Raw genomic sequence first — 12,928 nt, forward strand, 5'->3', positions numbered from 1 at the left:
CCCTTTCCTGCCCCAACCGCCTGCGCACAATTGCCAAAGAGACACGCCTTAAAGCTGTGCTTGCATAGCTCATCATTACCGGAGGCTCGATGAGTTCGCCTAAAAGTAGTTCAATCGGCAAGGGAACGCAGTTGGTGACCGGCGGTCGCTCAGGCGCCTTTGGAAAGCATGTGGTCAATCCGCCTGTCTGGCGTGCCAGCACCCATCTTTATCCCGACTGCGCCTCCTTGCGGGAAGGCGTTAAGAGCAATGCAGACGGCAACTTCTTCTACGGTCGCAGAGGCGCGCCTACGCAATGGGCGTTAGCCGAAGCTCTGACGGAATTGGAGCCTGGTGCCGATGGGACGGTCCTTTATCCCAGCGGGCTTGCCGCGCTTGTCGGGGCGCTGATGGCCGTGTTGCGGGCGGGCGACGTCCTCTTGGTACAGGACAACGCTTATGATCCTACGCGCAACACGGCGGTGGGGCTGTTGAAACGCTATGGCGTGGAGCATCGTTTTTTCGATCCGCTCGATACCGCAGCATATTCCGATGCGTTCTGCGACCGCACGAAGGCAGTGATGCTCGAAAATCCCGGAAGCCTGACTATGGAAATGGCTGACGTCCCAGCGCTCTCCGGCATCGCACGGGAGAAGGGAGCAGTCAGCCTGATCGACAACACTTGGGCGACTTCCACGGGCTTCCCGGCACTTGAGCGTGGGTGCGACATCTCGATCACAGCTCTCACCAAGCATATCGGCGGTCACTCCGACGTGATGATGGGGGCGGCTAGCGCGGGCGAGAAATGGCACCGCCGGTTGCGCCAGACTGCCCAGCAATTGGGCCACGTCGTTTCGCCTGACGATGCGGCACTGGCGTTGCGCGGGCTGCGCACCATGGGCGTTCGCCTGAAGCAGGAGAGCGAGAGCGCGCTTGCCATCGCCCGCTGGCTATCCGCACGCGATGACGTGGCACACGTCCTGTGCCCCATGCTGCCCGGAGCTCCCGGCTACGAATTGTGGCAGCGCGATTTTTTAGGGGGCTGCGGCCTCTTCAGCTTTGTCTTGCGCGGCCGGGACGACGCCGCGCGCTGCCGTCTGATCGATGCGTTGGACCTTTTCGGGATCGGATATAGCTGGGGTGGCTTCGAAAGCCTCGCATTGCCGTTTGACGTTGAACCGATACGCAAGAAGATGTCCTGGCCGAAAACGGGCTGGGGGGTTGAGGATCGCTGCGGTATTCGCCTATCCATCGGGCTTGAAGATGCGGGCGACCTTATCGCCGACCTCGAACAGGCCTTTGCGGTCATGAATCAGGATTAGACACGGTACTCCAAGTGCAAGGCGAAACACCCCCAACTCCCACTCCCAGCCCGGATACAACGCCGGTCGAACAGGCTTGGAGTCTGGCCGAAAATGCACCGGATCAAGGCGGTGTTGCAGCGGCTGAAGGGTTCAAGGAAGCTGTTGGCAGCCAGAACGAAACGGTCGGCTCGGTTCTCGATGGGCTCGATGCCGTGGCGCTCAGCATGGGCGACATGCGCATTTCGTTGCTCGACGTCCTCCTTGTTGCAGCAATCGTCGCCGGTGTTTTGTTTTTTGCATGGTTTATCAGCAAATTGGCACGCCGTGGTGTGCGCCGCTTTACCAAGCTGGACGATACGCAGCAGCTTCTGGCGGAAAAAATACTCACTATCGTGGTCTGGGCGGCTGCGTTCTTCCTCGGTATCGACCTACTCGGCATCGATCTTACCGCGCTCGCCGTGTTTTCCGGCGCCTTCGGTCTGGCCATTGGTTTCGGTCTTCAGAAGACCTTCGGTAATCTGATCGCCGGGATCATCCTGCTGATGGACAAGTCGATCAAGCCGGGTGATGTCATTGCGGTGGCAGATATGGCCGGCAACGAAACCTTCGGCCAGATCCGCAAGATCGGGGTCCGCGCGGTTTCGGTGACCACCCGCGATCAGCGCGAATATCTGATCCCGAACGAGAACCTGATGATCAATCAGGTGGAGAACTGGTCCTATTCGAGCAAGAACGTACGCATGCAGGTTCCCGTGGGCGTCAGCTACGAAGCCGACATGAACCTGGCCGAAAAGCTCATGCTGGAAGCGGCTGGTAGCTGTGATCGCATTCTCAAGGCGCCACCGCCGACCGTCTGGATGAGCGAGTATGGAGACAATTCGGTCAATTTCACCATCCACTGCTGGATCCAGGATCCGGAAGACGGTGTCGGCAATGTGCGCAGCGCCGTGTTGAAGAAGCTGTGGTGGCTGTTCAAGGAGCATGGGGTGGAAATCCCGTTCCCGCAGCGGGACATCCACATCCGGTCCAGCGACCAGCTCGATCGCTGGTTTGCAGCGCGAAATGGCGAGCTGCCCACAAAAGATTAGGTTGGAGCGCCCACAGCGCGGGTTTCAAAATTTCCGCTACCTTGCTGCACACGCATTTTGATTGGCGAAGTTTTGCTGGGCCGCACATCTTGTCGCCATGGCAAGAGCTGGAACTATCTATCTCGTCGGCGCAGGGCCGGGCGATACCGATCTTCTGACGCTGCGCGCGGCGCGACTGATCGAGAGTGCGGACGTCATCGTTCATGACGGACTGGTCGATCAGTCAATTCTCGATCTGGCGCCTTCTAGTGCGGAGCTGATTTCGGTCGCCAAGCGACGCTCGAAGCACACGATGCCGCAGGAAGAGATCAATCAACTGCTCATCTCCATTGCAAGAAGTGGACAGGATGTTGTGCGCCTCAAGGGCGGCGACCCCTTCGTCTTCGGGCGTGGTGGGGAAGAGGCGGAGGCTGCGCGTGCAGCGGGCGTATCGGTGGAGATTGTCCCAGGCATCAGCGCGGCCAATGGTGCGGCAGCCGCAGCGCAGATCGCGCTTACGCACCGCGATGCCTCGTCGATCGTCAGTTTCGTGGCCGGGCAATGCAAGGGCCTGGCGGATCAGGATTGGGCAGGGCTCGCCGGAAAAGGCCGCACGCTCGTGATTTATATGGGCGTCAAGACCGCGCCCCTGATCGCGGAGAAGCTCATGGCCGATGGCCTGTCGCCCGAAATGCCTGTTGCGGTCATCGAAAACGGCGCGCGGCCGAGCATGCGCGTTCTGCGAGCATCGCTTGCCGGGCTGCCCGATCTCGTGGAGCGCGAGGATGTGATCAGCCCCTCTCTGATCGTGATTGGCGAAGTGACTGCGCGTGACGATGCTTTGGCGGTTCTCGCGCAGGAGGCGGCGATATGAGAATACTTACCGGAAACGATCTTAAGACGGGCTTCGTTACCTGGTGGACGGGCAGTGACTGGTCGCTTCATGTGGAAGACGCGGTCGATGTCACCGGCAAGGAAGACGAGATCGCAAGCCGCGAAGAAGCCGCGCGCCGGGTCAATGTCCCTTACGCCATCGATGCCGAACTGCATGAAGGCAGCCCGCGTCCCGCGCATATCAAGGACCGCGTCCGGGCGCTGGGCCCCACCGTCCGGCAGGACCTCACCCTCAAACCGGCCGATCCCGATATCGGCAACTGGGTTATCTGATGTATCTTTACGACCAATATGACCAAGCGATGGTCGATGCCCGCGTCGAGGAATTCCGCGATCAGGCACGCCGCAGGCTCGAAGGCAAGCTGACCGAAGACCAGTTCAAGCCGCTGCGGCTGATGAACGGGCTCTATCTCCAGCTGCATGCCTATATGCTGCGGGTGGCCATTCCCTATGGTACGCTCAATAGCCGGCAGATGCATGCGCTGGCGGATATCGCCGACAAATATGACCGCGGCTATGGGCATTTCACCACGCGCCAGAATATTCAGTACAACTGGATCAAGCTGGAGGATGCGGCGGATATCCTGGCGGACCTCGCCAAGGTCGAGATGCATGCCATCCAGACCAGCGGGAATTGCATTCGCAATATCAGTTCGGACCACTTTGCGGGAGCGGCGGCGGACGAGGTGACCGACCCGCGTCCCTATGCCGAACTGCTGCGTCAGTGGTCGAGTTTCCACCCTGAATTCAGTTACTTGCCGCGCAAGTTCAAGATCGCCGTGATTGCCAGCGACCATGATCGGGCGGCGATGCGGCTGCATGATATCGGGATCCAGATCGTGGAACGCGACGGCGAGCTGGGCGCCAAATTCTATGTCGGCGGCGGCATGGGGCGCACCCCCATGATTGCGCCCTGCATCAAGGAATTTGTCCCGCTTGATCAGATGGTTGCCTATTCCGAGGCGTGCCTGAGGGTCTACAACCGGCAGGGCCGCCGCGACAACAAGTACAAGGCCCGCATCAAGATCCTGGTCCATGAAATGGGCGCCGAGGAATATGCCGCGGCGGTTGAAAAAGAGTACGAAAAGCTCACCGAACACCCACTTGATCGGGTACTTGAAGAGTTGGAACGTGTCCGGACGTTCTTCGAAGACCCCCTGTTCGAACAGAATGCGCCCGAAACGATCGACCGCAGCGATCCCGACTTCGCACTGTGGGTCGATCGCAACACTGTTGCGCATAAGGCACCCGGCTATGTGTCGGCCGTGATCAGCCTGAAACCGGTCGGCGGCATCCCCGGCGATGCCACGTCGGAGCAGATGCGCCTGATGGCCGATCTGGCGAAGGATTACAGCTTCGACGAACTGCGCGTGATGCACACGCAGAACATCGTGCTGCCGCATGTGCGCATGGCGGATCTGCATGCCCTGTGGACTGCGCTCGACGAGGCCGGGCTGGGCAGCCGCAATCTCGATACCGTGGAAGACATCATCGCCTGCCCGGGGCTCGATTACTGCAGCCTCGCCAATGCGCGGTCGATTCCCGTGGCGCAGAAGATTTCGCAGCGCTTCGCCGCCAGCGGCAAAACCGAGGCGCTGGGCCAGCTCAAGCTGAAGATTTCCGGCTGCATCAATGCCTGCGGGCATCACCACGCGGGCCATGTCGGCATTCTGGGCGTCGACCGCAAAGGGGTGGAGAATTACCAGCTCCTGCTCGGCGGCAGCGAGGCCGAGGACGTCAGCCTGGCCAAGATCACCGGCCCCGGTTTCGACGAGGAAGGCATTGTGGATGCGGTGGAGACCGCCGCCGATGTCTATCTGCGCGAACGCCAGGACGGCGAGCGTTTCCTCGACACCTATCGCCGCATCGGCATGAACCCGTTCAAGGAGGCGCTCTATGGCTGACCTGTCTACCGATCCCGCCCGCCTCAACCTCATCCGCTATCGTGACGACAAGCCGGTCGATCACGGCGCGGTGACGGTGGATGCCTTTCTCGACCAGTCCAATGCCTCGGCCGTGCGGATCGAGCCGGGCGACGATGCGCGCGAACTCATCCCCCATCTCGAACGGCTGGCACTGGTCGAGGTGAACTTCCCCGCATTCGGCGACGGGCGTGGCTATTCTTCCGCCCAGATCCTGCGCGAGGCGGGTTACGAGGGCGAACTGCGCGCGGTGGGCGATGTGCTGGTCGACCAGGTGGCCTATATGCGCCGCTGCGGTTTCGACGCCTTCGATCCCGACAGCGCGCTCGACGCCGATGATCTCGAGGCGGCGCTGAACCGCTGGCCCGAAGTCTACCAGAAGGCTGCCGACGGCCGGACGCCGATCTGGAGCAAGAGGCACGCGTGAACCAGCTGCGCGCCATCGACCGGCTGGATACCGGCCCCCGCTTCACCGAGCATGATGCGATCCGTCTCAATCGCATGTTCCGTGGCAGCGAGACGGAGGAATGGCTGAGCGCGGTGCTGCGTGACGGGCTGGCGGGCGATATCGCCATCGTGTCCAGCTTCGGCGCGGAAAGCGCGGCGCTGCTGCATCTGGTGTCGCAGATCGACCGCAGCGTGCCCGTGCTGTTCCTCGAAACGGGCAAGCATTTCCCCGAAACGCTGGCTTACCGAGACCAGCTGGCCGAGCGGCTGGGGCTCAATCTCGTCAATCTCTATCCCGAGCTGGAAGATCTGAAGCAGCGCGACGAGACCGGCCTGCGCTGGTCCTACGATCCCGATGGCTGCTGCGAATTGCGCAAGGTGCGCCCGCTGGCGAAAGCGCTGGCGAGTTATGACGCCAGCCTGACCGGGCGCAAGGCGTTCCAGTCCTCCACCCGCGCCAATCTGCCGCGCTTCGAAATCGATACGTCGGACGAGCAGGGGCGGCTGAAGATCAATCCGCTGATCGACTGGGACGCGGACCGCATCGCCGCCTATTTCGAAGAACACGACCTGCCCCGCCATCCGCTGGTGGAACGCGGGTTTCCCTCCATCGGCTGTTCCCCCTGCACGCGCCCCGTCGCCGAGGGCGAAGACCCGCGCGCCGGGCGCTGGGCCGGGTGGGACAAGGTGGAATGCGGCATCCACAAGCCGGGCGAAGAACCCTTCCTTTGAGCCAGACGCTCTGAGCGGAAGGCTGCGTGAAGCTGGCTCTTCAGAGCCAGCCTTCGCGTTCGTACCAGCGCGCGGTGGCACCAAGGCCGGCCGGGCCGTCGACGCGCGGTTTCCAGACATTTTCGGGCACGCGGCGGGCAGGGCGGGCCACCCAGTCGGGATGGACCATATAGCCCACTCGGTCGGGCGTGAGCTTGGCCTTGTCCCGCCGCAGCAACTGGTCCGCACGGGCGGCGAGGCCGAGCACTGCGCCGGGCAGATGCGGGGCGAAGACGCGGCGGCCCACCGCCTCGCCGATCAGCCGGGCCAGTTCCCCATGTTCATAGCCGCCCTGCCGCCCGTCATCGGGCTCCAGCGTGGCGCCGGGCGCGATGCCCGCCGGGGCCAGGGCCAGCAGGCATTCGGCCAGATCGTCGACATGGATGATCGAGGTATGGCCTTCGGGCGGCACCGGCACGACGCCGTATTTGGCGGTGCGGAATAGTTCGAACATGTCGATATCGCGCGGGCCATAGACTGCCGGGGGGCGTACGATGGTAAAATCCATGCCCGATGTTTCGACATAGCCTTCGGCGCTGGCCTTGGAGGCGCCATATTGCGACAGCGAGGGTTCGCGCGCCGAGAGCGAGGAGGTGAAGACGAAGCGCGATACACCCGCCTTGCGCGCGGCATCGAGCAGGTTGCGCGTGCCAAGCACATTGGCGCGTTCGAATTCGCTGGGATCGGGGGTGTTGGTGAGGCCCGCCACATGCACCACGCTATCCGCGCCGCGGCATAATTCCTCCAGCGCGGCCGGATCGTCGAGACTGCCCGCGATCCAGGTCACGCCATCGCGGTCCTCCTGCGGACGCCGGGTGAGGGCGCGAATGGCCACGCCCTGCCGCGCCGCGGCATCGAGCACCGCCTGCCCGACAAAGCCGGTCGCCCCGGTCAGCGCGACGATCATGCCTTCACCATGTGATCGCGGTGGACCACGGCGGCGCGGGGGGAATAGCCCAGCCTTGCCGCCTGTTCCTCTTCCCGCAGCCCCAGAATGGCGCGGCATTCGGCAGCGGTATATTCGACCAGACCCTGGCCCAGCCGTTCGCCCTTCGCGCCGAAGATCGCCACCAGATCGCCGCGGCGGAAATCGCCTTCGACCTCGGTCAGACCGGCGGCGAGCAGGCTGGCGCCATGGGCCAGCGCTTCGGTGCAACCCGCATCCACGGTAAGCACGCCGGCGGGGGCGAGGCGGCCCGAAAGCCAGGCCTTGCGCGCGCTTTCATCGCCCTGCGGCAGGAACAGCGTGCCGCGATCCGCAGAAAGCGCGGTGGTGATGGGATCGGCATGGGTGCCGTTGATGATCGCCAGTGCAATGCCTGCGCGTTCGGCAATGCGCGCGGCCTGCAATTTGGCCAGCATGCCGCCCGATCCAAGGCCGGAGCCGGAGGTGCCGGTGGCCATGGCGATGATTTCGGGCGTGACGCCTTCGACCGTGGGAATAAAACTCGCATCGGGATCGGCGGGATCGCGGTCGTACAGCCCGTCGACATCGGACAGCAGCAGCACGCCCTGCGCCTGCGCGGCCTGCGCCACGCGGGCGGACAGGCGGTCGTTGTCGCCGAAGCGGATTTCCTCGGTCGCGACGCTGTCGTTTTCATTGATGACGGGGATCGCGCCTGCCTCGATCAGCCGTTCGAGCGTGGCCGAGGCATTGAGATAGCGGCGGCGGTCTTCCAGATCATCCAGCGTGACCAGCATCTGCGCCGCGGTAAGGCCGTGCTGGCCGAGCATTTCCGACCACAGGCGCGCCAGTTCGACCTGGCCCACGGAGGCCGCGGCCTGCGCATCGGCAAGGCTGGCCCGGCCGCCCTTGGGCAGTTTGAGCTTGGCAGCGCCCAGCGCGATGGCGCCGGAAGAGACCACGATGACCTGCGTGCCGTCCTTCGCCAGTCCGGCAATCTCTTTGACCAGCGTGGCCAGCCATTCGGCCCGCGCCTGCCCGCGTTCGATGAGCAGGGCCGAACCGACCTTGACCACGATGCGCCGTGCCTGCGCGAGATCGGATAGGCTGGCGATGGCCATGGCCGTCAGATGGGCGACCAGTCGGGCTCGTCGCCCTCGTCTTCGACCTCTTCGGCCTGCGTTTCGGTGCTGGTGCGATCGGGCAGGTAGGACAGAACGCCGTCGAGGAGTTCTTCCATGCCTTCGCCGGTTGCCCCGGAGATATTGAACACCTTTTCGGCACCGGCGGCCAGCAGTTCGTCGGCAAAGGCCTTGCCCAGTTCGGCATCCGCCAGATCAAGCTTGTTCAGCGCGACCAGCTGCGGCTTGTCGGCCAGCCCTTCGCCATAGGCGTCGAGCTCGGCGTTCACCGTATTATAAGCCTCTGCCGGGTCCTGGCCCGCAATGTCGATCAGGTGGATCAGCACGCGGCAGCGTTCGATATGGCCCAGGAACCGGTCACCGATCCCGGCGCCTTCCGCCGCGCCCTCGATCAGGCCGGGAATGTCGGCCAGCACGAATTCGCGCCCCTTGTGGCGCACGACGCCCAGCTTGGGCACCAACGTGGTGAAGGCATAATCGCCCACCTTGGCCTTGGTATTGGTGACCTGGTTGATCAGCGTGCTCTTGCCCGCATTGGGCAGGCCCAGCAGGCCGACGTCGGCCAGCAGCTTCAGCCGCAGCCAGACCCACATTTCCTCACCCGGCATGCCGGGCTGGTGCTGACGCGGGGCGCGGTTGGTCGAGCTCTTGTAGCTCGCATTTCCGCGGCCGCCGATGCCGCCTTCGAGGAAGACGATTTCCTGGCCGACCTCGGTGAAATCGGCGAGCACTTCTTCCTTGTCTTCCGACAGGATCTGCGTGCCCACGGGCACGTCGATGATCAGATCGTCCGCGCCTGCGCCGGTGCGGTCCTTGCCCATGCCATGCGCGCCGCGCGGGGCCTTGAAGTGCTGGGCATAGCGAAAGTCGATCAGCGTGTTGAGACCCTGGACGGCGCGGAAGATGATGTCGCCGCCCTTGCCGCCATTGCCGCCGTCGGGACCGCCATATTCGATATACTTCTCGCGCCGGAAGCTGACCGCGCCCGGGCCGCCCCCGCCGGATTTGAGATAGATCTTGGCCTGATCGAGAAAATGCATGCCACGGCCCCTAATCGCTTTTGCCGCCCTTGGCGAGCGCCGTGGTGCGCGGGGCGGCCATCGGTGACTGATGCGGCGGCGTGACATTGACAAATTCCCGTTTTGTTCTACTCCTGTTCCTGAAAATTGAAGGGGCTGATTCGATGCAGGATTTCGCTTACGAGCCGGTTTACGATGGCGCCGGCTGCCAGCTGACGGTCACGATCCTGGCCGATCGCGACCCGGTGCGGGGCGAAATGCGCGCCGATGCCGAAGGGGCGGGCTTCCGCGTGCTGGAATGCTGCGGCCTCGATGAATTCGGCAGCGGGGCGATCGGGGCGCTGGGCGATCTGGTGCTGGTCGATTGCACAGGCATGGATGCGCAGGCCATGGCGCTGCTGTCGCGGCTGGATGTGCGCGCGGCCAAGTCCGGCGCGCAGCTGGTCGTCTCCACCATCATGGAATCGCTCGACGTGGTGTTCGGCTGTTTCACCATCTCGCCGGCGCAGATCCTGGTCGATCCAGGCCGCGCCGACCGGGTGATCGCGATCGGGCGCGTGCTGGCCAGCGTGCCGAACCTGCGCCTGCGCGAATTGTCGGAAACCGACCGGCTGATGCTGCTGCGCCTGACCGAACAGGTCGGCCGCGTGGCGCAGCGGGTGGAAGGGCTCTCGGCGCAGGTCTTCGCGGGCCGCACGGCGGACGGGGGCGCTTTCCGCTTCGAAGCGGCCAGGCAGACCTTCCGCGGCGAAGGCGATGAACCGGGCACCAGGGCGCGCGACACGGCGCCGCAGCTGCCGCCCGCCGAAGCGATCCGCAAGCTGATCCACCACCGGCAGATGCGCAGCAATTTCTTCGATGCGGAACTCTTCGCCGATCCGGCCTGGGACATCCTGCTCGACCTCGCGGCCGCGCGGGCCGAACGCCAGCAGGTCAGCGTCAGCTCGCTGTGTATCGCGGCGGGCGTTCCCGCCACCACTGCGCTGCGCTGGATCGGCCAGATGGTCGAAGCGGATCTGCTGCTGCGCATTCCCGATCCGCACGACCGCAGGCGCGCCCATATCGCGCTGGCGGACAAGACGGCCGACAGCATGGCGCGCTATTTCGCGGCGATCGGCCTTGTTGCCGCCGGCGAAGCTGTGGCCGCCTAGCCCTCGCGGCGCAGGATCACGGCGATTCCGTCACCCGGCGGATCGGCGGGCAGGGCGATGCGCTGGGCATCGGCCCGGGCGCGCACTAGGATTGCCTCCGCCATGGCGGGATCGTGCAGCACGGCATCCGCCTTGCCCAGCAGGCGCGCCTGCCGCAGCGTCAGATCGTCGGGATCATCGCTCCGCAGCACGAATTCGTGCAGCTGCGTCCCCCCGGTGGTCGCGGGACTGGCAAGCCATTCCTCCACGCCCGGAGTTTCGCGGCTCTCGAGCGGGTCGAGCGCGCCGCCTTCGGCCAGCGCATCGTCGAGCGCCCTGCGCCGCGCCGCGCCTTCGGGAAATTTGCGCCGAATAGCTTCGCGCGCCTCGGACAGCGCCTGCGCCAGCCCGCCGAGCGATTGGGGCAGGAGCCGCTCGAGCCGCAGCCGCAGATGCTTGGCCAGCCCCGCCGATGCGCCGCCAGTGCTCACGGCAACCAGCACGGGCTCCCGGTCGAGCACGCTGGGCAGAGTGAAGTCGCACAGATCGGGCTGGTCGGCGACATTGACCAGCAGCCCGGCGCGCTTGAGCCGCAGATGCGCGGCCGCCGCTGCCTTCGGATCGTCCAGCGCCACGAAGGCGAGGCGGGCATGATGCGCCTCGGTCTCGGCACAAGGGATGCCGCCCGCCCGCACGACCAGCCGCGCTTTCGCATCGGCCATTTCGCCTTCACCGACCACGACGACCCGCTGGCCCCCGATCCGGTGGAAGAGCGGCAGCGAATGCATCAGCCTTCGAGCCAGTCCGGCACGCGTTCGGCATCCATGATCGAATCCGCACCGATCCGTTCCGCCACCACGGCATGGCGATCGCCGTCCACCAGCACTTCGGCAACGAAGCCGCGCGAATTGTAACTCGACGCCATGGTCGCTCCGTAGGCCCCGGCCGTGCGGAACACCGCCAGATCGCCCGCGACGAGTTCGTCGCATTCGCGGTCCATGGCGAACGTATCGCCGGTCTCGCAAATGGGGCCGACGATATGGGCCACTGTCCGGGCGCCGCTGGGCTTCACCGCCTCGAAATCGTGCCAGGCGCCATACATGGCAGGCCGGGCCAGATCGTTCATGGCGGCATCGACCACCACGAAAGGCCGCTCGATCCCGCGCTTCACGCGGATGACCCGCGTCAGCAGCACGCCCGCATTTCCGGCAATGACCCGGCCCGGCTCGAACATCAGCCGCACGTCCCAGTCTTTCGTCACACGCGCGACCATGGCGCCATATTCGGCAGGCGCGGGCAGTTCTTCGCCTGCCTTGTACGGTACGCCGAGCCCGCCGCCCAGGTCGGCATGCGTCACCTTGCAGCCGGCGGCCCGCAGTTCAGCGATCAGCGCCCCGACCTTCCCGAAGGCGGTTTCCAGCGGTTCGAGATCGGCAAGCTGGCTGCCGATGTGAACGGCGATGCCGCGCATATCGAGGCCGTCTTCCTGCGAGAGGGCGGTGTAGATTTCTGCCGCCCGGTCGAGCGGGACGCCGAACTTGTTCTCGCGCTTGCCGGTGGAGATTTTCTCATGCGTGCGCGCATCGACATCGGGATTGACGCGCAGCGCGCAGGCGGCCTTCATGCCCAGCCTGCGGGCGATGGCTGCCAGCTCGTAGCCTTCTTCCTCGCTCTCGATATTGAACTGGCCGATCCCGGCTTCCAGCCCTTCCTGCAATTCGCCGTGGGTTTTCCCGACGCCGGAGAACACGATGTCTTCCGCCTTCATCCCGGCCGCGAGCGCGCGGCGCAGTTCCCCGCCCGATACCACATCGGCGCCATAGCCTTCATTGGCGAGCACGCGGAGCACGGACAGGTTTGGATTGGACTTCACCGCAAAGGCGATATGCGGGTATTTCAGCTCTGCCAGGGCATCGCGGAACACGCGTGCATGGCGCACCAGCGTGGCGCGCGAGTAAACGTAGACCGGCGTGCCGACATCATCGGCAATCGCGGATAGCGGGACATCTTCGGCATACAGGGCGCCGTCACGAAGCTCAAAATGGTCCATGCGGGCGCCTCTGCCCAATCCCGCGCGACCTGTCTAACAATGAGTACTTTGCGGGCTGCAATTCATTCGGGCGGCAGATCGAACGGATCGTCTTCGCGTTCTTCCGAACGGGTCCGCAATTCGACCGAACGGTCGGGCGCCGCCTGCGGATCGAGCGCGAGCAGGTCCTGCGAATCCGGTTGGACTTCCGCGCCATAGGGCGTGGGCGGCAGCGTGTCCTGCGCCAGCGGTTTCAGATCCGTCTTCTGACCGCATGCGGCACACAGGGCGGCAAGGCCGAGGATGGCAAGTTTACGCAT

At 64.5% G+C, this 12,928-nt stretch carries 14 protein-coding genes; 8 read left to right on the forward strand and 6 right to left on the reverse strand.

What is annotated here, in order from left to right:
- Nucleotides 1-89 precede the first annotated feature (89 nt).
- The 7 genes from metC to ACI2I1_RS06630 all read left to right on the forward strand — a co-directional run bounded on the left by metC (nt 90) and on the right by ACI2I1_RS06630 (nt 6,345).
- Entirely contained in the window at nt 90-1,301 is a 1,212-nt protein-coding gene (metC, locus tag ACI2I1_RS06600; RefSeq protein WP_404678470.1) for a cystathionine beta-lyase, read from the forward strand.
- A 14-nt stretch (nt 1,302-1,315) separates the two neighbouring features.
- A complete protein-coding gene (locus tag ACI2I1_RS06605) occupies nt 1,316-2,371 on the forward strand; it encodes a mechanosensitive ion channel family protein (RefSeq protein ID WP_404678471.1) in 1,056 nt (351 codons plus the stop codon).
- A gap of 97 nt (nt 2,372-2,468) precedes the next feature.
- On the forward strand, nt 2,469-3,224 hold the full coding sequence (cobA, locus tag ACI2I1_RS06610) for a uroporphyrinogen-III C-methyltransferase (protein ID WP_404678472.1): 756 nt from the start codon (nt 2,469-2,471) through the stop codon (nt 3,222-3,224).
- The gene (locus tag ACI2I1_RS06615; protein ID WP_221542116.1) at nt 3,221-3,517 is read left to right on the forward strand and encodes a DUF2849 domain-containing protein; all 297 of its coding nucleotides are present in this window, start codon (nt 3,221-3,223) and stop codon (nt 3,515-3,517) included. Before cobA ends, ACI2I1_RS06615 begins: the two co-directional genes overlap by 4 nt.
- Nucleotides 3,517-5,148, forward strand: coding sequence for a nitrite/sulfite reductase (locus tag ACI2I1_RS06620; protein ID WP_404678473.1), 1,632 nt, complete (start codon nt 3,517-3,519; stop codon nt 5,146-5,148). Before ACI2I1_RS06615 ends, ACI2I1_RS06620 begins: the two co-directional genes overlap by 1 nt.
- Complete coding sequence (locus tag ACI2I1_RS06625) at nt 5,141-5,593, forward strand: DUF934 domain-containing protein (RefSeq protein ID WP_404678474.1); 453 nt, start codon at nt 5,141-5,143, stop codon at nt 5,591-5,593. Before ACI2I1_RS06620 ends, ACI2I1_RS06625 begins: the two co-directional genes overlap by 8 nt.
- Entirely contained in the window at nt 5,590-6,345 is a 756-nt protein-coding gene (locus ACI2I1_RS06630; protein ID WP_404678475.1) for a phosphoadenylyl-sulfate reductase, read from the forward strand. The genes ACI2I1_RS06625 and ACI2I1_RS06630 overlap by 4 nt, the downstream gene beginning before the upstream one ends.
- Before the next feature lie 40 nt (nt 6,346-6,385).
- On the opposite strand, the gene ACI2I1_RS06635 is transcribed toward ACI2I1_RS06630, so the two are convergent.
- From ACI2I1_RS06635 to obgE, 3 genes are read right to left on the reverse strand one after another with little or no spacing between them, the layout of a single operon-like run.
- Nucleotides 6,386-7,291 (reverse strand): NAD-dependent epimerase/dehydratase family protein, encoded by a 906-nt coding sequence (locus tag ACI2I1_RS06635; protein WP_404678476.1) that lies wholly within the window; start codon nt 7,289-7,291, stop codon nt 6,386-6,388.
- On the reverse strand, nt 7,288-8,409 hold the full coding sequence (proB, locus tag ACI2I1_RS06640) for a glutamate 5-kinase (protein WP_404678477.1): 1,122 nt from the start codon (nt 8,407-8,409) through the stop codon (nt 7,288-7,290). Before proB ends, ACI2I1_RS06635 begins: the two co-directional genes overlap by 4 nt.
- A gap of 5 nt (nt 8,410-8,414) precedes the next feature.
- Nucleotides 8,415-9,470, reverse strand: a complete 1,056-nt coding sequence (gene obgE / locus ACI2I1_RS06645; RefSeq protein ID WP_404678478.1) for a GTPase ObgE — start codon at nt 9,468-9,470, stop codon at nt 8,415-8,417.
- Between the two features lie 143 nt (nt 9,471-9,613).
- Between obgE and ACI2I1_RS06650 the strand changes: the two genes are divergently transcribed.
- Nucleotides 9,614-10,600, forward strand: a complete 987-nt coding sequence (locus ACI2I1_RS06650; protein ID WP_404678479.1) for a MarR family transcriptional regulator — start codon at nt 9,614-9,616, stop codon at nt 10,598-10,600.
- Here the strand turns inward: ACI2I1_RS06650 and ACI2I1_RS06655 are convergent.
- The 3 genes from ACI2I1_RS06655 to ACI2I1_RS06665 form a co-directional block, all read right to left on the reverse strand.
- Nucleotides 10,597-11,367: an NAD(P)-dependent oxidoreductase gene (locus ACI2I1_RS06655; RefSeq protein WP_404678480.1), complete on the reverse strand. Its 771-nt coding sequence runs from the start codon at nt 11,365-11,367 to the stop codon at nt 10,597-10,599. The two genes, ACI2I1_RS06650 and ACI2I1_RS06655, sit on opposite strands and share 4 nt — an antisense overlap.
- Nucleotides 11,367-12,629 (reverse strand): diaminopimelate decarboxylase, encoded by a 1,263-nt coding sequence (gene lysA, locus ACI2I1_RS06660; RefSeq protein WP_404678481.1) that lies wholly within the window; start codon nt 12,627-12,629, stop codon nt 11,367-11,369. Before lysA ends, ACI2I1_RS06655 begins: the two co-directional genes overlap by 1 nt.
- Before the next feature lie 62 nt (nt 12,630-12,691).
- Complete coding sequence (locus ACI2I1_RS06665; protein ID WP_404678482.1) at nt 12,692-12,928, reverse strand: hypothetical protein; 237 nt, start codon at nt 12,926-12,928, stop codon at nt 12,692-12,694.

The sequence above is a fragment of the Qipengyuania sp. NPDC077563 genome, from assembly GCF_044901345.1.
Lineage (GTDB): Bacteria > Pseudomonadota > Alphaproteobacteria > Sphingomonadales > Sphingomonadaceae > Qipengyuania > Qipengyuania aestuarii.